Source organism: Pseudomonas sp. NPDC079367 (assembly GCF_044542195.1).
In the GTDB taxonomy this organism is placed as follows: domain Bacteria; phylum Pseudomonadota; class Gammaproteobacteria; order Pseudomonadales; family Pseudomonadaceae; genus Aquipseudomonas.
This window is the reverse complement of sequence record NZ_JBITTW010000006.1, coordinates 35,013-55,486: the sequence shown is the minus strand read 5'-3', so window position 1 is coordinate 55,486 and position 20,474 is coordinate 35,013. Positions and strand designations below refer to the sequence as shown.

The following is a 20,474-nucleotide window of genomic DNA, read 5'->3' as shown; positions in this document are numbered from 1 at the left end:
TTACGAGATAAATATGAACGGAACATTTCGCCTCGGAATTTATCCGGGGGCCGGGGACATTTTCGCCAGAAAAACATGGGCGGCCGTGTTTCTAGTTGGTGTGCCATCGTCCTTGCTGATGAGCATGGTTTCGGCGAACGAAGAAGTTGAATTCAACAGTAGTTTTCTTTCACCCGATTCGCAGAACATTGACCTGACGCGTTACCAGAAAGGTAACCCGGTTATTCCTGGCCAGTATCGCGCTGATATCTCTGTGAACGGCTCAATGGTGAGCCGCCAGGAAATCCGTATCGTCGGTAAACCCGACGGCACCAATTCGAAAGTCTGCTTCGATCGAAAGTTGATGCAGCTGATTGGCATCGAGATGGAAAAACTCAGCCCGATTGCCAATAACCTTCTGGATTCCAATCCGGAATGCGCTGAATTAGCTGCGTTGATCCCCGATGCGTCTGCGAGTTTTGACCCCAATTTGCAGGAACTGAACGTTTCGTTGCCGCAGGCCATTGTTCGTCGTGATGCCCGCGGTTACGTCAGCCCTGAACTTTGGGATCGCGGAATCACCGCAGGCCTGCTGAGCTACAACTTCAATGCTTACCACTCCAATAACGACGTGGGCGGCAAGTACGATTCCGCTTATCTAAGCCTCAATGGCGGCTTCAACATGGGCGACTGGCGCCTGCGCCATAACGGTTCCTCGAGCTGGAATCAGGATAACGGCCATAAGTACGAGGCGCTCAATACGTACGCGCAACGGGATATAACCTCCTGGCGTAGCCAACTGACCCTGGGTGAAAGCAATACTTCCGGTGAGATCTTCGACACCTTGTCATTCCGTGGTGCTCAACTGGCGACCGACGACCGCATGCTGCCGCAATCTCTGCGCGGCTATGCGCCTGTGGTTCGCGGTATTGCCCGCACCAATGCCCGGGTGACGATTCGCCAGAACGGCAATCTGATTTACGAAAACAGCGTGGCTCCGGGTGCGTTCGTCATTGATGACCTCTATTCCACGGGTTATGGCGGGGATCTGGACGTGACGGTGCTTGAGGCCGATGGCTCGAGCCAGACGTTTATCGTACCGTTCGCCTCTGTCAGTCAATTGCTGCGCCCAGGGACGTCTCGTTACAGCGTTACTGCTGGTGAAACCCGGATCGGTTACATCGATAACCAGCAGAAGTTGCTGCAAGCCACTTATCAACGCGGTCTTAACAACGTGTTTACCGGCTACACCGGTATGCAAGCGACCGATGACTACAATTCCGTATTGGCTGGTATGGCATTCAGCACTCCGGTGGGCGCCATGGCCATCGACATGACCCAAGCCCAGACTCGTTTGAATTCAGGCACGGAAAACGGACAAAGCGTGCGCTTGTCGTACAGCAAGAACATCCTCAGTACCGGTAGTAACTTCACCGTAGCGGCTTATCGTTTTTCCAGCAGCGGCTTCCTTGACCTTGATGACGCGCTAACCCTGCGCGACGCGGAAGAGGGCAATCTGGACACGTCGATGTTTGGTCGCCAGAAAAGCCGGTTTTCCGTCACTGCCAACCAGAGGCTCGGTAGTTATGGTCAACTAGTGCTCTCGGGTTTTACCCAGGATTATTGGGATCGCGGGGGTAACGACCTTCAATACCAGGCCGGTTACTACACCAATTACCGCCAGATCAATTTCGGCGTTAGCGCCAACCGTGCGCGTTTTGGCACCGGTGACATGCAGACCAACTATCTGTTCACGGTCAGCATGCCGCTTGAGTTCGGCCAGACACTCAATCGTCCGCAATTGTCCATGCGCCTTGGCCGCAACGACAACGGCGATATGAATGAGCAGGCAACCCTCAGCGGAACTGCCGGTGCTGAACGCCAGTATCAATATGGCGTGACCGTAGGCCACGACGGTGCCACAAGTTCCAATACCACGTCGCTGAACGGTGGTTACACCAGCTCCAAAGCAATGCTCAATGCATCGATGAGTCAGAGCGACACCTACGACAGTGCGTCGGTGGGCATCAGCGGCGGGATCGTCGCACATGGCGGTGGCGTCACTTTTACACCCTATACCGGCGACACCATCGGGATCGTCCATGCCGCAGGTGCGGAGAACGCAAGGGTCGCCGGTTACCCTGGCTTGAAAGTCGACGGTAATGGTTATGCGGTGATCCCTTACTTGCGGCCCTATGAGTTGAACGAAGTGGCACTCGATCCGATCGGCAGCTCGCTGGATGTAGAACTGGAAGAGACCAGCCAGCAAGTCGCTCCGCGATCAGGCGCAGTGGTCAAATTGAACTTCGAAACCCGCCAGGGTGAATCGGTACTCGTGCGTGCAACGCTGGCGGACGGTCGTCCCCTGCCATTTGGCACAGAAGTCAGCGATGACAAAGGCAACCCGGTGGGCGTAGTCGGTCAGGGGGGTCAGTTGTTCGCTCGGGTTCAGCCAACGGCGGAGGCATTGATTATCCGTTTTGGTGAAAAGGCCGGGGAAAACTGTGTGATCCCGTTGAACACCTTGCGCTCGCAGAAACAAGCAGCGTCGGCCTCCGCTATCTGTGCGACAGCAGCTGAGCCTGCCAAGCCAAGCGCCAGCCATTAATCAAAAGAGGCCACCATGCGTACACGTACTAAGATAAATGGCTTGCTCGGGCTGGCCTTCACAATGCTTTCCGGCACGGCCATGGCCGATTGCGTCTTCATCGACGGCACCAATACGGTCAACAGAACAGTCGCGCTGATCGGTACGAATATTACCGTCGGCAGAGACGTACCATTGGGGACGACACTCTTCAAACAGACCTTTACGACTTCCACCAATCTTTCGAGAGTTACGTGTGACCCAGGCGTCTATGACCGTACCCGCAGTCGGACGCTGTCGTCCACACCGCTGCCGCTCTCCAGTTGGTCAGGTCAGTACGCCGGTAAGGTCTATGAGTCCGGGGTTCCAGGCATTGGGGTTTACATCTGGTCGGAGGGTCAGGCAGCGCCTGACTCTGCGACATCAGGTAACTGCGGTGGTGGGACCGGGTTTTGTACGCAAAACCCGACCCTGGGCTTTGATCTGTTGTTCATAAAAACCGGAGATGTATCGCCAGGCACTATTCAGGGGGCTTCCTTACCGAGCGTGCAACTGGACTGGATCAGCCCAACCAACACATTGAATCTACAAAACGTGAATTTCATCGGCAGCGTGAATGTCGTCTCGCGCACCTGTGTAACGCCCGACGTCAACGTTCCACTGGGCACCCGTTCAGTCAATGAGTTTGCCGGAGTGGGCACCGGTACGCCGTGGCAAAGTTTTCAGATCAGTCTGAATAATTGCCCTGCGTTCCATGGGACATTTCCCGGAAGTCCCACCAGCCCGATCTTTGATGGCTCTACTGACACCCCTACTGAACAAGGACGAGCCTCCAATATCCTGCGTTTCCGTCTTGATCCTGTCGACAGCGTTATTGACCCGGTACAGGGCATCATTGGCCTGACTCCTTCACCGAGCGGTTTCTTGCCAGCCGCCACAGGTATCGGCATCCAGATAGGGACGGGGGACGCAGTACCGGTGCCGGTGCCTCTGTCAACGCTTCGCCCAAGCGGGGTCGTAACAACCACGACGGAAGGCGCCAGCTACGTTATTCCGTTGAAAGCGCGTTACATCCAGACGGCCGCCACCATGACCCCAGGACCTGCCAACGGTGCTGTGGTGTTCACAATCGATTACCAGTAACCGATCCGCTGCCCGCAAGCGTGAAAAACAAAAGCCCCTGAAATCAGGGGCTTTTTGCATTTCGGAACATCTACTGCTGGTTAACAACAACATAGTTTGACACAGCACCTCGCGTAAATCGGGGTCTGTACAACGACTCGGGGTAGAGACAACAGCAATATAGACTGACACAGATGGACTGAGCTTCAAATACAGGGTCCGGCTTTTCACAACATCGTTTGACACGAACAGTTAATGTAAGCAGTCATGAAGGGGGATCGCATAAGCTGAGGCCTTCAACACAAGCTCAATGCGATGTTTAAGTCTGTGCTCACCCTACGGCCGGCGCCAATAAGCACATAAACCGTATTTTTCGTCTCAAATAAGCACGCGTGAGTGAAGGAAACCCCCAACGTTGTTCTGACCCAATCGCCAGGTTGGAAGCGGCCTCTGCTGTCTTGGATAACGGTTAAAGCGTAAACCAGAGCAGGGATTAGCTCTCTATCGGCGATCGCTTGCCGCTGAGACGTTGTAACGTCGAGATCTAATATCGCCCATTCAGAAACAAGACAATAGGCACGGAAAGGAAAATGCAGATTGGCGAGTGCCACAGCATCTGAATTGGCGAGTTGGCACCCGCCTATTTCCTCACCTGCGGAAAGCACTGAGATAAAATCATCCAAATTCATCCGTTCCTCCAGTCGATCAATACACCGACTCGAACGAGAATCATCAATCAGCATAGCTCCAAGTGAACCGCCCGGTTTCAATGCCGACGAATAGCAGCAACGTCATCTCACCCTTGACCTTTACACTCCCTCTACCTCAATGAATGGGATGATTTCTTTAGGTGGCGTCACCGCACAAAGCGGTTTGCGCCAGTAGCCCACGCTATGCCACTGGCTGTGCTTGTACCCAACTTCGGGGTAGGTGCCGATGTGGGTAAATCCGAGCGCTTCATGGATACCTATGCTTCCTGCGTTAGGTAAGGCAATGCCGGCATAGGCTGCATGAAACCCCTGTTTTTCGAGGAGCGGTAGAAGTCGCTGATAAAGCGCACGACCAAGTCCTTTTCTGTGTACCGCAGGGTCGATATAGACGGTGACGTCTACCGACCAGCGATAAGCTTCCCTGGCTCGATGCTGACCTGCGTAAGCGTATCCAACGACCTTGCCTTCTACCTCTGCGACCAGAAAGGGATATATCGGCACTGTTGCGGCTATTCGTGCTGCCATCTCATCAACCGTCGGTGGTATCAACTCGAACGAGATGACTGTGTCCAAAACCATTGGCGCATAGATGGCCTGGACGGCAGATGCGTCATCAGATGTCGCAACCCTCACTTTGTAGTTCATGTCTTTCTTTGCTGCCCCGTAAAGAATCGTGTTTGAAGGGCTGCCACTTGCCGGGTTTTCAGCCCTTTAGAATGTCGCGTTAGATCCGTGAGCTTCGCTTGGAACAGCGCGGTTACCAGCGTGACGATGCGTGCAGGTAACCGACAGCATTAGTAACTCATTTTTTTATGGAAACAATCGTTCCTTTACCTCCTTCGACCCGAAAGGTGAATGACACACGATCTCCTACCTTCAACCCTGCCAATTGGTCATCCGACACGGAAAAGGCCATGGTCATCGGCGGCCATTGAACAGCTGGGACGGCACCGTGAGCGAGTGTCACGGTATGCTTCGCAGGATCAATGGCCTTGATCGTGCCCTCGGCATCGGCGACAGCCATCTGCCTTGATTCCTGCTTCATTTCCATGCCTTCCATACCGTCCATTTTCATTGCTGACGTGTCTTGTGCATGGGCAGCGAAAGAGAGCACAACCGCAGTGCTGGCAACTGTAATAAGGGTCAGTTTCATACGACATTTCCTTTCAGAGTTACGGGTTTGCTAGGTAGATTTCGACGACGCATTAAGCGATAGGCCGCCGGGATGACAAACAGGGAAAGCAAGGGCGCAGTTACCATGCCGCCGACCATTGGCGCGGCAATTCGGCTCATCACTTCGCTGCCGGTACCACTGCCCAACAGTATGGGCAACAGGCCCGCGATGATGACAGCCACAGTCATAGCTTTGGGACGCACCCGCTGCACAGCGCCTTCACGAATCGACGCCACTAGTGCATGTTCAGAGTTATCGCCAAGGCCCACACGTTCAGCCCAAGCATTCTTCAGGTAGAGCAGCATGATCACGCCGAACTCTGCAGAAACCCCGGCCAGTGCGATGAAGCCGACCCCCGTTGCCACCGACAGATTGAAACCGAGCAAATAGAGGAACCATGCCCCTCCGGTGAGAGCAAAAGGGAGTGTGGCCATGATCAACAGGGCCTCATCGAATCGAGCGAATGTCAGGTAAAGCAGCACGAAGATGATCAATAGCGTGGCCGGTACGACCAGCTTTAGTCGTGCGTTAGCTCTTTCGAGAAACTCGAACTGCCCCGAGTAGCTCAGGCTCATACCAGGCTGCAACTTGACCTGTTGATTGACGACCTGACGAAGATCGGCGACCACGGAGGCAATGTCCCGACCACGCACATCGATGTATACCCAGCCCGAAGGCCGCGCGTTCTCGCTCTTGAGCATTGGTGGACCGTCAGTGATTTTTATTTTTGCCACAGTACCGAGGGTGATCTGGATGCCTGACGATGTGTAAATGGGCAATTGTTCCAAGGCTCCCGGTGAGTCACGCCACTCTCGCGGATAACGGACGCTGATCGGAAAACGTGCGAGCCCCTCAATGGTCTCCCCGATATTTTCGCCTCCGATAGCACCAGCCACGATGGACTGCACATCAGCGATATTCATGCCGTAGCGGGCGGCTGCATTACGATCGATATCCACATCGATGTAGCGGCCACCGGTCAGGCGCTCGGCCAACGCGGAGCTGACACCGGGCACATTTTTGGCTGCCTTTTCAACCGCCTGGGTGACCGAATCGATTTCCGTCAGGTTAGTGCCGGCAACTTTCACCCCGATGGGACTTTTGATCCCTGTGGCCAGCATGTCGATGCGGTTGCGAATCGGGGGTATCCAAATATTGGTCAAGCCAGGCACGCGTACCACGCGGTCCAGCTCCTCCACCAATTTTTCCTGGGTCATGCCTGGGCGCCATTGCTCATGCGGTTTGAACTGAATCGTGGTTTCAAACATTTCCAACGGCGCTGGATCAGTAGCGGTCTCAGCACGACCGGCCTTGCCGAAAACGTGTTCAACTTCAGGGACTGTTTTGATTAGGCGATCGGTCTGTTGCAGCAGTTGTGCAGCCTTCTGCACCGACAACCCCGGCAGGGCTGAAGGCATGTAGAGCAGATCCCCTTCGTCCAGTGGTGGAAGGAACTCCCCACCCAAGCGAAACATTGGCCATAGCGCACTGACAAATACCAACAGCGCCACCAGCAGAGTAGTTTTCGGACGGCGCAGAACTGCGTCCAACGCGGGTTGGTAGATCCGTATCAACCAGCGGTTTAAAGGGTTATGTTGCTCACTCGGAATTCGTCCCCGAATCCAATAACCCATCAGCACCGGCACCAACGTCACCGACAATCCCGCCGCTGCCGCCATGGCGTAGGTCTTGGTAAACGCCAGTGGGCCAAACAATCTTCCTTCCTGAGCCTCCAATGTGAACACCGGAATGAACGACAGCGTGATGATCAACAGACAAAAGAAAAGCGCGGGGCCGACCTCGGCCGCTGCATCGGTCATCACATGCCAATGCTGCTCACCCTTCAACTCCTGCCCAGGATGAGAGGTGTGCCAGAATTCTATTTTCTTGTGTGCATTTTCAATCATCACCACTGCGGCATCGACCATGGCACCGATAGCGATAGCGATCCCACCCAAGGACATGATGTTGGCGTTGATGCCCTGGTACCGCATGACAATGAATGCAATCAACACCCCCACAGGTAGCGAAATGATTGCCACCAAGGATGAGCGCAGGTGCCAGAGGAAGATCCCGCACACCAGGGCAACGACGATGAACTCTTCCAGCAGCTTGTAACTGAGGTTGTCTATTGCGCGGTCGATCAGCTTGCTGCGATCGTAGGTTGTTACGATTTCTACGCCTGCTGGGAGACTGCTTTTCAACTCATCCAGTTTGCTCTTCACCGCCGTAATGGTCTCGCGAGCATTCTTACCGCTGCGCAAAATCACTACGCCACCGACGGTCTCGCCTTCCCCGTCAAGTTCAGTGATGCCTCGTCTCATTTCCGGCCCAAGCTGAATCGTGGCGACATCGCCAAGGCTTACAGGCACACCGCCTGATTCCAACTTCAGCGGGATCGTCCGAAAATCGTTGAGCGTCTTTAGATAACCCGAAGCTCGCACGATAAACTCGGTTTCGGCCATTTCCAGCACAGCACCACCGGTTTCCTGATTGGCCTTGCCGATGGCTTCAGTCACCTGTGCCTGAGTGATCCCGAGATTGGCCATCTTGAGCGGATCGAGCTGTACTTGGTATTGCTTGACCATGCCGCCCACGGTGGCCACTTCCGCAACATTGGGCAGCGTCTTGAGTTCAAACTTCAGGAACCAATCTTGAAGCGCACGAAGTTGCGCGAGATCGTGCCCACCAGTGCGATCCACCAGTGCGTACTGATAGATCCAGCCCACTCCCGTTGCGTCCGGCCCCAATGCGGGCTTTGCGCTGGCTGGCAACCGGCTTTGTATTTGACTCAAATACTCCAGCACCCGAGAGCGAGCCCAGTACAAGTCGGTACCATCTTCGAACAGCACGTAAACAAAGCTGTCGCCGAAGAAGGAATACCCGCGCACGGTCTTGGCTCCAGGTACTGAAAGCATGGTGGTGGCCAGCGGATAGGTGACCTGATTCTCGACAATCTGCGGTGCTTGTCCCGGATAAGGGGTACGGATGATCACCTGTACATCGGAGAGATCCGGTAGTGCATCGATTGGTGTGTTCTGAACTGACCAGATGCCCCAAGCTGTGACGAAAAGTGTCGCCAACAGCACCAAAAAGCGGTTGGCAACAGACCAACGGATGAGGGCAGCGATCATGGCTGACCTCCCGTTTTATCTAGACGTTCGACACGCAATCCATCGTCGGTTTGGCTCACCGCGACCCGAACCTTGTCGCCCGTTTTCAGACCCTGAATCAGGGTAGGATTGGCAAGTGGAAACGTCATCGTCATGCCCGGCATGCCCAGTGTCTTGAAGGGGCCGTGGGCGAGTGTGACTTCTTTATCGTCGATTTCGACGATCTGCCCGTCCGCCTCATGCAGACCTGAGGCTGCTGCGATACGGGGTGGTACGTCTGCTGAACTGGCCACGATACCCTTTAAACTGGCCTCCGAATCGAGCAGAAATTGGCCCGAGGTAACTACCTTCTGACCTTCATCCAGACCTTTAACAATTACTGTCTTGCCACTGCTTTCCTGCCCGAGCTGCACTTCAACGGGGCGATATCGGCCAGCATCTTCGGCTAGCATCACCAAGGCACGTCGACCGGTGCGAATGACGGCCTCGCTCGGCACCCACACCACACCCTGCTCAGTTGAGCTGCTCAAGCGCACTTGCGCCGTCAAACCGGGCTTTAGGCGACCGTCTGGATTGGGTAGTTCGACCCGTACGCGCAGGGTGCGGCTATCCGCATTGGTGTCCGGCAGAATTGTGCTGACAGTGCCATTGACCTTGGTCCCAGGGAAGGCCGGCAACTGCGCCTCGACCTTTTGCCCCTCGGCGATGGTACCCGCGTCGGATTCAGGAACGGACACCGCCAGCCAGACACTGCTCAGACCATTGACCCGCGCCAGTGTCTCGCCTGCCGCGACGGTCATGCCTATGCGCAGGTTGAGCTCTTGCAGCACCCCGCCAATCGGGCTGGTCAAAGTCAGATAAGGTTGGACCTTACCGCTACGTTCGACCTGGGCAATCACTCCCGGCGGCATTCCACTAAGCAGTAAGCGCTGCCGCGCAGCGGCGAGCAAGTCGCGATCACCGTTATTTTTCAGGGCCAGGAACTCAGTCTGAGCCGCCGCCCACTCGGGCACCAGAATATCCGCCAGCGCCGCATTGGCTTTGAGCAGATCACCGGGTGCATGGGCGTAGACCCGCTCTACAAAGCCTGGAGTACGAGCCTGGATAACCGCAACATCCCGTTCGTTAAAGGCGAGGATGCCACTCACATCAAGGCTGGATGCAAACACTCCACGGCTGACCATCGCCGAGCGCAGACCGAGATTCTGCGCCACGCTCGGATCGATGCTGACCGTCGCTTGATCGTTGCCGCCACTGGCGTATTGCGGAACCAGCTGCATGTCCATGAACGGCGATTTACCCGGTTTGTCGAACTTCTGTTGGGGGTACATCGGGTCATACCAGTACATGGCTTTGCGTTCATTTGGTGCGTTTTGATTTTGCTCAGACGAAGCGTCCCGTACTTCGCTGACGCGTTGAAGTGCTAGCCAGTAACCACCGGCGATCCCCACTGCCATTGCAACGCCTGCCAACAAAACCCCACTCTTTTTAAGGCTCATTGGCTGGCCTCTCCATACGCAAAATACAGTCGTGCATTGATCAGTGCTCGCTGTTCCTCCACTTCGACTTGTTTGAGACGAGCCTCGATGAGTTCACGTCGGGCGGCGACAACCGCATTCAAATCGCCTTTACCGGCGCGGTAGCTGGCCATGCTGAGTTCGACTTTTTCTTTGGCCAGCGGCAGCAGACTTTGCGCATTGCGCTGGACCGCACGATTGAGCCGTTCATAGTCAGCCAGTACACTTTCCAGTTGCTCGGTATGCTCGCGTGACAAGGCTTCGCGCTCGGATTCGAGTTGGTTGACTTCGGCTTCTCGTGCGGCAATTTTTGGGTTTTGCCGGGTCTGCGGAAACAACGGCAGATCCCAGGAAAGTTGCACGCTGACCATGTCGCCGAACTGCCGATCACGGTGCTGATAATCCACCTCCCAACTCCAGTCGGACTTTTTCTCCGCCTGCGCCTCGCGCACCTTGGCTTGCGCTTCACGGGTCATCGGCCCGTACGCGGCCAGCTCGGGATGATGTTGCAGTTTATGGGGCAAGCCTGACGTATCGATCGGCCACTGCGGAAGACTTCCCGCCGGCGTTGCGTTGGCGGCCGGACCAATCCAGCGTTTCAGCGCCGCGCGCGCTTGAGCACGCTGGCGTATCAGATCGTCTTGCTGCTCGGCCAGTTGCGCCGCTTCCTGCTTCGGTGTCACGGCATCGGCCGGTTGTGCGCGACCGCCGGCAATTTGCGCGCGGACAGTGTCGCTCAGCAAGCGGTTCTCCTTGTAGAAGTCCTGGAACAGCGCGTCTTTGCGCTCTATTGAATAGCTGCTGATCCAAGCCAGCGCCGTGGCTTGGCGCACGTTCAGGCGTTCGACCTGACGCTCGGCAGCGGCACGCTCAACCCCTGCGTTCGCCACCTCGATCCGCGCCCTGCGCTTGTCACTATTGGGCATGTCTTGCCTGACCCCGACCATTTGCATGGTCATGAAGTCATCATTGACGCTCCAGCGATCTGGGCCGCCGATGGGATAGTTCTGCAGACCAGCGAGCAACTTCGGGTCAGGTAGCTCACCCGCTGGAATGGCCGCACTGCTGGCAGCCTGAATCTTTGCATCCTGTGCAGACAGCGACGGCGCGGTGTTTTCGGCCAGCCGCAAGGCCTCTTCGAGCGTCAGCGAGGTAGCGAAGCTCGGCAAGGCCAGTACGCTTGCCGCCAGACCGGCCACTAGGGACCAACCTGTGCAAAAGCACTTGGGGTTCATGTTTGCGATTCCTGCGATGATCCGCTGAGCGCTTCAAAAGGCCTGCGCACAGCCATGCCATCCCGTTAAAAACAGGATGAGGTTCAATAACGGACAGGAATCAGACGCGGGGCGGTCGCCATACACCGGATGGGGTGGACAAAGGAACGGAATCGCTGGAAAAGGCCAGCACGACGGGGCTGAGCAGAGTCACGGGCGGCTTGACGATCGAAACTTGTAGCATCCCGCCCGTCTTGCACTCCTGACCCGGTTTGCAGGGTTTCCCATGCTCGGTCGGGCTCTTCATGTCATTGCAACAATCCATGCCCATGTCGTCCATCATCGCCATGCCCGTGGCTTTCATCGGGCACGGTTCTGTCGGTGCCTGCACCCCCGCCATCCCGCTGAGGGGAAGCGCCAGGCTGATCAAGAAAATAAGACAAAACCGCAGGTAGCGTTTCATGAGGTTGGAGTGTAGCCGTCAGAATTGGCGCGAACAATTAATTAACGCTGGCTTTCAGCTAGCGCATGCGAGCCGCTTAATAACGCACGATGTAAGCCCATCAGCATTAAGCCTGCATTATTTTTTCAGTTACCTTTTGACGCAGCACGGATCAGCGCGCTATCTGAAGGTCGGCGAGAAAAATATTCAATTCTGTAGCGCCCGACTTTAATGGAGCGCGCCGCCTTAGCAATGCGTGCTGTGCTCGCATAATTACTTAGGGTTGGTTCCACTCGGCTGCGGTGGAACTAGAATGAAAGGCCCTCAGACACCTGAATCAGCATTTCTTCGACTAGATGTGTGCCAATGGTTGTAGTGACCATCGCTGATGGGCTTTCACCCAAAAAACGGGCTTTGGGCTTGGAAAGCCATTGTTTGGCCTTGCCTTTGTCACCGAAGATCACCTCGGCCAAGGCGCTGATGTGTGCAAACCGGAACAGGCGATCGCTCTCATGCAGCGTCAAGAGCTGATTGGCTGCCAACCTTGTTTTGAGCGCTTTTGGTTGAACGATTCTGTCGCGTTCTTCATTGCTAAGGGTCCCACTATCACACAGCACATGGACCAGACAGGCCGGGAAACCAGCTACTATCATGTGGTGAATGTCCAGACACGAAGCATTGACAGAGATATCAAGAAGGGCCTCCAGACGCATGCGGTAAGCATGATAGACATCCTGTCGCAGGATGCCAGCAAACATGGGCAGCACCGATGTTAAGTTGTGCATGGGCGTTAGCATTATTGTGCCATTCGCTACCGTTAGCTCCAGATCGTCCCCAATACCTAACCCCATTTGGTCAAGCAACTCTGGAGGCAGCTCAATGATGATGTCGCCAGTACCGTCCTCAGTATTCTGGCATTTGGCTACCCACCGCTCAGTTTCACTCATGATCGCCTGGCCCTCATCAAAGCCATCAGAGAATGACACACATCATTATGCTCGGGCGCAGAGCTGACCAAAGGAACGCGCAATACGCTGGTAGCGTGATCAGGCAATTACACGAAAAGGATATGACATGAACGCTGATGAGCTATACGTTTCCGTCGACGTCGAGACGTCTGGGCCTATACCAGGCGAATACAGTCTGCTTTCCATTGGAGCTTGCCTTGTAAACCAACCTGCAACGTCCATCTATCTTGAACTGCGACCTGATAGCCCAAAACACGATCCAGAAGCACTGGCAGTATCGGGGCTGAGTCTGGAAAAGCTGGAGCACGAGGGCCTCGCTCCGCGAGAGGCGATGCTGACACTTAGTGAATGGCTGAAATCGTCCTGCCAAACGGGGCAGAAGGTCATTTTCGTAGGGCTAAACGCACCGTTTGACTGGTCATTCGTCAATTACTACTTCCACAAATATTTGGAAACCAACCCCTTTGGTTTCACAGCTATCGACATGAAGGCCTACTTTATGGGCGCTGTAGGTTGCAATTGGCAGGAAACAAAATCATCCAAAATGACCGCTGCGCTGAAGCCAATCAGCGAACCCAACCATAACGCATTGGATGATGCCCGCTTTCAGGCGGAGCTCTTCGCCCTAATGTTAGCGGGTAAAGGTAACCGCTGATCCGCCTTCCACCGCACGGACTTGAAGCTCATCCGACCCAGGTTGCCTCAATGTATCTGCCGTCCCTGAATGACCAAGCCTTGATACCTTCTGGTTTTTCGGACTTGCCGACAATAACGGCTATGGGGTGCGGCAGATCCTGCGTGTAACGTGCAGCAAATTTGGAAAAACTTCCGATGTCTGCCGGAGATATCACTGGAATGGATTGGGGATGCGTATGCCAATAGCCCACTAGACGTAACCCTTGTTCGTTGGCAGCCTGGATCTCCAGACGGCATCGCTCCGCATCCAATTCTAGCCAAGACCAGCCTGACCGATCAGCGCGATGAGGCAACGTGGCCGAGGCCAGCAGCAACCCTTTGGGATCAACCGGATTGACGAATAACTGTCCCCCTCGCTCCACGCCAAAAAGGCCCTGCCGATGACTATTCAAGATGTCCGCGACAGCTTGGGACACCAATAGCTCGGAATTAACTTCCGGCCATCGCCAGCGCCACGCAATATCCGTCATACCGTTTCGTCCTTATCTTCCGGCCATCCGCGCTCGAGTAAAATTTGCTGCGCCCCCTCTGGCAGTTCGGGCCCATGGTATTGGCCTCCCAGGCTCGGCACATCTTCAGGCCTGTAGATACTGCTGACCCAAGATGCAGTGGCAATGTTGCCGGTCAATGCGCGTAAGGCCGTGTGCGAAACCATAGAGGCGATATTGGTCATCCCCAGCGAGCCGCCTGGGATAAAGCTCTCCCCACAAGCGGGCAATGGAACCACACCCCCTCCCGGCCACTCTGTAAATTTATGCAAGAAATCGCCGACGTCCGTGAATAGATGACGGCCATCAAAGGTGCCGGCTGGTGCGAATAGCGCATGGCCTACCTGGGTGTACGGTTCGCTCCAGGCTTGTAAGACCCCCCAAGGAACGCCGCTGGATTTGGCTCGCCATACAGTGACCTCCGACTGCCAGTCTGCTGTCGTGATCACCACCAGATCTGCATTATCGAACACTTCTGGTTTGCTGCTCATCACCACTTCGGCGAATGTCGAATAAGCGGTGCATTCTGTCGTCGGGAGATCTAACAGAATCTTGTCCCTCAACGCTGACGCTTTCAATCTCCCTAGGCTATCCGCTCCCAGAACATGCCTTCCCAGATTGGCTGACACCAAGGTGTCAGGATCGATGAGGGTAAGGTGGCCAACACCGGATCGTGCCAACTGTATTGCCACCGCACTGCCTAGCGAGCCAACACCAACGCAAACTACCCGAGCATTTTCAAGGCGCTGTGCATTGCCGCTTTTATCGCGGGACAGAATGGACGCTCGATCAAGCACGTCCAGGGCAGTTGCTCGGACGAGCGCCGGAGGATGTGCATTTGCGATCGCTGGCCTGCGGCGCGCTGTACGCAAGCCAAACTTTGCCCCCCGCTCCTGCTGTACGCCAAGCGAGCGTACATTGAGGCAATAAGTTGGAGAATCCGTCCCCCCTGGAAGCTCTAGAACAATCCATCGACTTGCCAACGTTCCATGCTGCTCAAACCATGCCAGCAATTGCTCGGCATCGTCTGGTTGAAGATGTGGTGTTAGCCACAGCATTAGATCTTCTGGATCCGGGGTGCGGATATCCGGATAGGTCTGAAGCTTGACGTAAAAACCGGGAGTTTCGGCCGCGCGAATGACAGCGGAGCGCCCGACAACCCGTCGGTAATGCCCTTTGAGTGCAGCTACGTTCGATGCTAGCCAAACCGTTTCCTGTCCGGATGGCACAGCCCGGCGCGGATCGCTGAGCGCAAACAATTGCGAGGCGGCCTGGGGTCGATCCAAAAGTAAGAGGTTCTGGAATGACTGACCGTGCTGGAAAGACCAGTAGGTAGTGATCTCATTCTGAAATTCGATATCGCGCGTTGCCTGGCTTGATCCCATCTTGGACAACGAAACGATCTGGGCTAGGCGATTAAGGCTGTCCTCTACAACGACCTCCGGGGAGCCCATAATGGGGCGTTCCTGAAAGCCATGAAGGCAAAGCCCCGACTTGGTGGCATGCGGCCAGACCAGCCACGGAGAGGGTTCGACGTTCAGTCGCAAAAGCCCACGGGGGAAGTTGGAGGGAAAACCAATACGCAGTCGCCGCTCCTGGCCCGTGTAATCGATGGGCAAGGGAAAGTGAAAGGACGCCGCTTCGTCAGCCCGCATGGGTGCGGGCTGGAGCAATGCATCGGCAGCATCCTGACCTAGGGTATTTCGCAGTGCGGCGATTCCGCGCTGCAATGGCGTCGTAATAGGATCAGCCAAGGCGTCCAACTGGCTTTACGCTCGACTGAGAGGTTCCGCCACCGCTGGCTCCTCCGAAGAGCGAACCCATCGAAGCAGAGTTTCGAGTAGTGCCATCCGGTCGGCCGGGCATGGTCCAATTCGCAGGGATCTCATTGTTCACTGCCGAAATGAATGCCGGTGCAATACCGAAATTCTTTTTCACTGCTTCTGCAAAGGAATCATTGGATTCAAAACTTTCCAAACCCAATGATACGGATGCACTGGCGTCCGCATGCCACTTGGCAAATGCTTGTCGATAGCCTTGCCCCTCGCCTGGTCGATTCCACTTTTCTGCAAAGTTTTCGCCGTTATCGGCAGGGTTGCAGACAAAGCAATCGTTACCTCTATGCGCGATGTGCTGCGGCATTCTACGAACGATTTCCAAAATTGCATCGAGCGGAGCCAAAGGCTTCGACTGTGATTCCTTCACGACATCCAGGTATGCGTGAGTGGCCAAAGTGGTTATGACAGCGGATATGGGGCGAGTATCAGCGCTCCTTGTGTTGATGGCCCATTCATCGCGATGCCGCTTGAGCAGCTTTATGGTCGCACGCAGGGGATCTTGATCGATGTAATCCTGATAATGCGGCAAAGGATCTTGTGTCGCGGCATCGAGCATCCGCTGGCTTTTGGCAACTACCAAGCTTTCCAGAGAAATTTCCTGGGCAGAGGCAACCTGTAACCAATTCGAGTACGGGATAGGGCTGCTTGCTTTCCACCCTGTGACCCGATCCGGAACCTCCAGTTTACCCTCGCCGTTGGCTTCGCCATTTCCGTTGATCGCACGTGCGGGGGTGACATCGATGTGGAAGCCTGGATTCTCGTCGGCATAAACAATCCGGATGCCACGACGTAATTGCTTAACTTCTTCCTGAACGCGGGAGCCTTCCCTAAAACGCTGCTCAATCGCTTCTAGAACTTCCTTCGCACTAGCGCCTTGAGCGTGAGGGAGCCAGATAATCGCGTCCGCATCAATGGTGTCCAGATCCGCAGGCGCACCGGGGATTGGCTTGATGGTCGTTTTCAGCCGCATCGAGCCTTGAACGAAGATATGGGCCTCAGCGAGGAGCGGGTTGTCGGAGGCCGAGAGGATTTTTTCCAGTTGGGAGTAGCGGTCATTGATTTTCTGGTACTGCGCTTCCGACAGCGAGATTTCCCGCGCGGCGCGAAGCAGAAAATATTCCCAACTGCTGCGCTTGGTCTGTTCGTTGCTCAACAGCATTTACCTAGCCTCCTGGGCCATCGAGCCCAATTGCAGTGTTTGCGTAAACCGATCTTGGTTTTCTTTGTCCCGATCAAAGATCAGGTACGTATGTTGATGCTGCGTTGTGAGCAACGCACCAAACTCGATGGCCAATGCCGCAGGAATAGCGGCGAAGACGTGGATAGGTTCAGGAGTCAGAGCTTCAAGCTGGCTCAGCCGTATTTGAAGTGCGTCACGAAAGGCATGAATCACCCGACGGTTCTGTACCATCGCATAGCTTGGTTCTGGGATCGACAGCTCTGCAATACGTGCACCGGGCAGAGCGTCGGTCACGTCGCGAACCGGGACTTGCGCAGAAATGGAGAGCACAAGCGCCAGTGGCCCGTCGCCGTCGGAGGGAGGTGTAAACAAAAAAGCGGGCGGCTCAGCGGACTGATCGGGCCAGCGCAACCGATGCTCGCGGTGGAAGGAGAAGATCAAGCGTTTGGAACGGTCGCCGATACCCTGGCCCAACATCATCAATGCCGGGATATCGGCCAAGCCCACTACAGCTAGTGCAGGCGCATCGCCGTAGGTGCCGCCGCGACGCTTGAGTTGCTGCTCCAACTCATACTGGACACTGTCTTTGATGTTCTGCCAATAGGTCGCGTCCCTACCTCGCGGTCCGGGTGCAGGGAAAGTGATTTTAATGCCTTGATCGAAGGCCGTTAGTCCTTCAGCCGACATCGCAGTCAACAGATCGCGAACGGGAATGTCGTTGATCGTCTGGAAATGCTGACTCAGGACGATGAGAGGAATGGCTCTACCACCATCGGGGGTCGTTGCGGCGAGTCGGATGCGTTCCAGGTACGCTTGGTGTAAACCACTCAAATCATTTTCAGGATACCCGTCTGCATCACGATCAATTTTGTCATGACAACCTGGGCACAGGAGCATCAGATTAGCGGTATCGTTAGTGTGCGCCTCAGCATCATGATCCGCGCGTCCCCGAGGGCCTTTGGGACTGGCGGGCAGAATATGCGCCACTTCGCCCCATCTCATTGGCTTGCCAGCACGATAGTCGAACGTCAGATCCGTACCGCACAGTTCACAATGACCAGCGGTCTGTGTCCATACGATCCGCTTCGTCTCTTCATTTGTGTTGAAGCGCCCGCTTGCGGGCTTAGCATCTTCTTGTTCTGCCATTCCGACCTACCCCCGAGAAACATCCATGATTAAAAACGATGATGGCAAGATAAGATCATCTTAAGGCCATTTGCTTTGATTTCAAGAGCGATTCGAGGGTGATGGGCGCTGGATCGGCTTCGAACCGGACACTTTGTGACTCAGCGAAACGAAGTGATGGCCGCATTCGTTTTGGGCAAGTGCTGGGAATGGGGTGCTGAGCACAGCGTATGTATTGAAATTAGGGAATTTATGCGAAAGACATAAACTCCCTAATTTCGATACATACCTTCCTCATACCCTACGACGTTCGTCACTACACGACCCTACAACACATGGCAGTAAATGCGCGAATAGGCGTTTCGTGGTACGCAACTTCAGATCATATGGTTCTGAGGCTTGCGCCTAAACGGCGCGATTAGCTGCGCACGATAGCCTGTTGGAAAGTCTCGCTCTTTTAGCCCTACCTGCGCATCACCGAGCTTGTTTGCTGCGTCATAGAAGGTTCCAAATAGGTGATCCCAAATAAGTAAAAACTCTCCGAAGTTGACCTGGGCATCTTCGAACTCTCGCTTATGGTGCCAGCGATGTGTCTCGGCGACTCCAATCACGTTGCGTAACCAGCCCAACGAGTAGTCCAGGTTCGAATGCTGGAAGGCTAAATGAACGGTCAAGATGCTGAACCAAGTCGCGATAACGGCCGACGGCGCACCTGAGGCGAGCAGAACCACCAGCCCCGGTCCGGCCATTAGCGCCGCATGCAGCGGATGTCTGCGCTCCCCATTCATCCAATAAAGGCGATCAGCGCTGTGATGAATCATGTGCATACGCCACAGCCAATGCACCCGATGGCTGATGCGATGCATGACATACAGGCTTAAATCGAGGACGGTTGCGACCAGAACCAGCTGTAACCAGAGGGGACTCTCGCTGGGAAAAAGGCGAACTGATGCCGGCACCGCATCGCCAAGCTTGGCGAGGACTTCAGCAGTGAACTGAATGACAGAAAGGTTGACCAGCATATGCAATAAATCGGTCGAGGTGTCTTGATGATCTTCGAGCCAGGATTGACGAAAGGGTTGGAATTGCTCCAGCGCGGCGATCGTGAACAAGCTCACAATAGCGATCAGGAGTGTTGTGGGCCATGGCGGAATCCCGGTGTAAAGCGCCCAAACCATGAACGCAGCGGTGCCACCAAATATGAGCGGATAGCTCATCCAACGTATGACGTATCGGAAAATAATGATCATCGCTCACCTCCTTTTAGGAAGCGAAGACGATAAGTCACAGGCTGGCGTTTGGATTGAACGAAAGAGCTACAATCGAATGATGAATATCCTCGCTTGACCTTATAGCGGCTAGAAGGTTTGTAATCGACAGGATCAAGTGTATTTAGAGGAGCGGCCCCATGAGTTCGTGTGACAAATCCTGTGGCTGTGGCCCGGCTTCAGCAGGCCCAGAAGCAGCAGCTAAGCCATTAAATGAAGGGACATGGATCAGCAAATTTTCAGTACCAAAAATGGACTGTCCTTCCGAAGAACGGATGATCAGACTCGCGCTGAATGGCTTGCAGGAAATAGCTTCACTTTCTTTTGACCTATCCGGTAGACAGGTGAGTGTTTTTCACGAAGGGGCCGTAGAGCAGATCGCTACCAAGTTGGAGTCACTTGGCTTGGGGGCAAGGCTATTAGATACGCAGCCCATCAGCCCAGAGTCCGTATCAGCCAACAGTGCCAATGAAGAGCAAAACGCTTCAAAGGAAGCCAGCACATTAAAAATATTGCTCGGCATCAATGGTGCAATGTTTCTCGCCGAAATGAGTGCTGGCCTGATTGCCCAATCGACGGGGCTGATTGCCGACTCGCTGGACATGTTTGCTGATGCGGCCGTTTACGGGCTGGCCCTCTTTGCGGTCGGCCGCAGCGCGGGAATGCAAGTACGTGCAGCACACCTGGCAGGTATGTTTCAGATCATTCTAGCTTTGGGTGTGCTTTTGGAAGTTGCTCGACGCTTTCTCTATGGCAGTGAACCTGAATCGATGCTGATGATGGGGATAGGCGCCGTCGCGCTGGTGGCAAACGTCACTTGCCTGTGGCTGATCTACAGCCACCGCGAAGGAGGAGCACACATGAAAGCGAGTTGGATTTTCTCAGCCAACGATGTGATTGCGAACGTTGGCGTAATCGCTGCAGGAGCATTGGTCGCTTGGACAGGGTCTCCGTACCCAGACTTGGTGATTGGTACGGTCGTTGGCCTGATCGTTTTGAACGGCGCACGTCGAATCCTGGCTCTAAAAGCTTAACTATTCCAATCGGCGAGCG

Annotated in this window: 17 protein-coding genes; 4 read left to right on the top strand and 13 right to left on the bottom strand. The window is 55.0% G+C overall.

What is annotated here, in order from left to right:
• The first annotated feature begins 13 nt into the window (after window positions 1-13).
• The gene (locus tag ACIGDJ_RS09295; RefSeq protein WP_313000218.1) at window positions 14-2,587 is read left to right on the top strand and encodes a fimbria/pilus outer membrane usher protein; all 2,574 of its coding nucleotides are present in this window, start codon (window positions 14-16) and stop codon (window positions 2,585-2,587) included.
• 15 nt (window positions 2,588-2,602) lie between these two features.
• A complete protein-coding gene (locus tag ACIGDJ_RS09290) occupies window positions 2,603-3,709 on the top strand; it encodes a fimbrial protein (protein WP_397478706.1) in 1,107 nt (368 codons plus the stop codon).
• A 275-nt stretch (window positions 3,710-3,984) separates the two neighbouring features.
• On the opposite strand, the gene ACIGDJ_RS09285 is transcribed toward ACIGDJ_RS09290, so the two are convergent.
• The 8 genes from ACIGDJ_RS09285 to ACIGDJ_RS09250 all read right to left on the bottom strand — a co-directional run bounded on the left by ACIGDJ_RS09285 (window position 3,985) and on the right by ACIGDJ_RS09250 (window position 12,805).
• Window positions 3,985-4,377, bottom strand: coding sequence for a DUF6957 family protein (locus tag ACIGDJ_RS09285; RefSeq protein ID WP_062386179.1), 393 nt, complete (start codon window positions 4,375-4,377; stop codon window positions 3,985-3,987).
• A gap of 120 nt (window positions 4,378-4,497) precedes the next feature.
• Window positions 4,498-5,043 (bottom strand): arsinothricin resistance N-acetyltransferase ArsN1 family B, encoded by a 546-nt coding sequence (locus tag ACIGDJ_RS09280; RefSeq protein ID WP_062386180.1) that lies wholly within the window; start codon window positions 5,041-5,043, stop codon window positions 4,498-4,500.
• Window positions 5,044-5,200: 157 nt separating this feature from the next.
• Entirely contained in the window at window positions 5,201-5,551 is a 351-nt protein-coding gene (locus ACIGDJ_RS09275; RefSeq protein ID WP_062386181.1) for a copper-binding protein, read from the bottom strand.
• Entirely contained in the window at window positions 5,548-8,706 is a 3,159-nt protein-coding gene (locus tag ACIGDJ_RS09270; RefSeq protein WP_062386182.1) for an efflux RND transporter permease subunit, read from the bottom strand. The genes ACIGDJ_RS09275 and ACIGDJ_RS09270 overlap by 4 nt, the downstream gene beginning before the upstream one ends.
• Window positions 8,703-10,184: an efflux RND transporter periplasmic adaptor subunit gene (locus tag ACIGDJ_RS09265; RefSeq protein WP_054916987.1), complete on the bottom strand. Its 1,482-nt coding sequence runs from the start codon at window positions 10,182-10,184 to the stop codon at window positions 8,703-8,705. The genes ACIGDJ_RS09270 and ACIGDJ_RS09265 overlap by 4 nt, the downstream gene beginning before the upstream one ends.
• Complete coding sequence (locus ACIGDJ_RS09260; RefSeq protein WP_054916989.1) at window positions 10,181-11,437, bottom strand: TolC family protein; 1,257 nt, start codon at window positions 11,435-11,437, stop codon at window positions 10,181-10,183. Before ACIGDJ_RS09260 ends, ACIGDJ_RS09265 begins: the two co-directional genes overlap by 4 nt.
• A 100-nt stretch (window positions 11,438-11,537) precedes the next feature.
• Window positions 11,538-11,879, bottom strand: a complete 342-nt coding sequence (locus ACIGDJ_RS09255; protein WP_054916990.1) for a hypothetical protein — start codon at window positions 11,877-11,879, stop codon at window positions 11,538-11,540.
• Between the two features lie 287 nt (window positions 11,880-12,166).
• Window positions 12,167-12,805 carry an antitoxin Xre/MbcA/ParS toxin-binding domain-containing protein gene (locus ACIGDJ_RS09250; RefSeq protein ID WP_082060922.1) on the bottom strand — a complete coding sequence of 213 codons (639 nt, stop codon included), beginning with the start codon at window positions 12,803-12,805 and terminating at the stop codon, window positions 12,167-12,169.
• A 127-nt stretch (window positions 12,806-12,932) separates the two neighbouring features.
• Between ACIGDJ_RS09250 and ACIGDJ_RS09245 the strand changes: the two genes are divergently transcribed.
• Window positions 12,933-13,481, top strand: a complete 549-nt coding sequence (locus ACIGDJ_RS09245; RefSeq protein ID WP_054916991.1) for a 3'-5' exonuclease — start codon at window positions 12,933-12,935, stop codon at window positions 13,479-13,481.
• 28 nt (window positions 13,482-13,509) lie between these two features.
• Here the strand turns inward: ACIGDJ_RS09245 and ACIGDJ_RS09240 are convergent, their stop codons facing one another.
• The 5 genes from ACIGDJ_RS09240 to ACIGDJ_RS09220 all read right to left on the bottom strand — a co-directional run bounded on the left by ACIGDJ_RS09240 (window position 13,510) and on the right by ACIGDJ_RS09220 (window position 19,403).
• Window positions 13,510-13,992 (bottom strand): Mov34/MPN/PAD-1 family protein, encoded by a 483-nt coding sequence (locus ACIGDJ_RS09240; RefSeq protein ID WP_019816998.1) that lies wholly within the window; start codon window positions 13,990-13,992, stop codon window positions 13,510-13,512.
• Complete coding sequence (locus ACIGDJ_RS09235; protein WP_397478707.1) at window positions 13,989-15,773, bottom strand: HesA/MoeB/ThiF family protein; 1,785 nt, start codon at window positions 15,771-15,773, stop codon at window positions 13,989-13,991. Before ACIGDJ_RS09235 ends, ACIGDJ_RS09240 begins: the two co-directional genes overlap by 4 nt.
• Window positions 15,757-17,007, bottom strand: a complete 1,251-nt coding sequence (locus ACIGDJ_RS09230; protein ID WP_019816996.1) for a nucleotidyltransferase — start codon at window positions 17,005-17,007, stop codon at window positions 15,757-15,759. The genes ACIGDJ_RS09235 and ACIGDJ_RS09230 overlap by 17 nt, the downstream gene beginning before the upstream one ends.
• Window positions 17,008-18,174, bottom strand: coding sequence for an SAVED domain-containing protein (locus ACIGDJ_RS09225; RefSeq protein WP_019816995.1), 1,167 nt, complete (start codon window positions 18,172-18,174; stop codon window positions 17,008-17,010). It abuts the gene before it with no gap.
• A 356-nt stretch (window positions 18,175-18,530) separates the two neighbouring features.
• Window positions 18,531-19,403: a sterol desaturase family protein gene (locus ACIGDJ_RS09220; protein ID WP_019816994.1), complete on the bottom strand. Its 873-nt coding sequence runs from the start codon at window positions 19,401-19,403 to the stop codon at window positions 18,531-18,533.
• A 158-nt stretch (window positions 19,404-19,561) separates the two neighbouring features.
• Here ACIGDJ_RS09220 and ACIGDJ_RS09215 point away from each other — a divergent pair, with 158 nt between their 5' ends.
• A complete protein-coding gene (locus ACIGDJ_RS09215) occupies window positions 19,562-20,455 on the top strand; it encodes a cation transporter (RefSeq protein ID WP_032872266.1) in 894 nt (297 codons plus the stop codon).
• The last annotated feature ends 19 nt before the right edge of the window (window positions 20,456-20,474 follow it).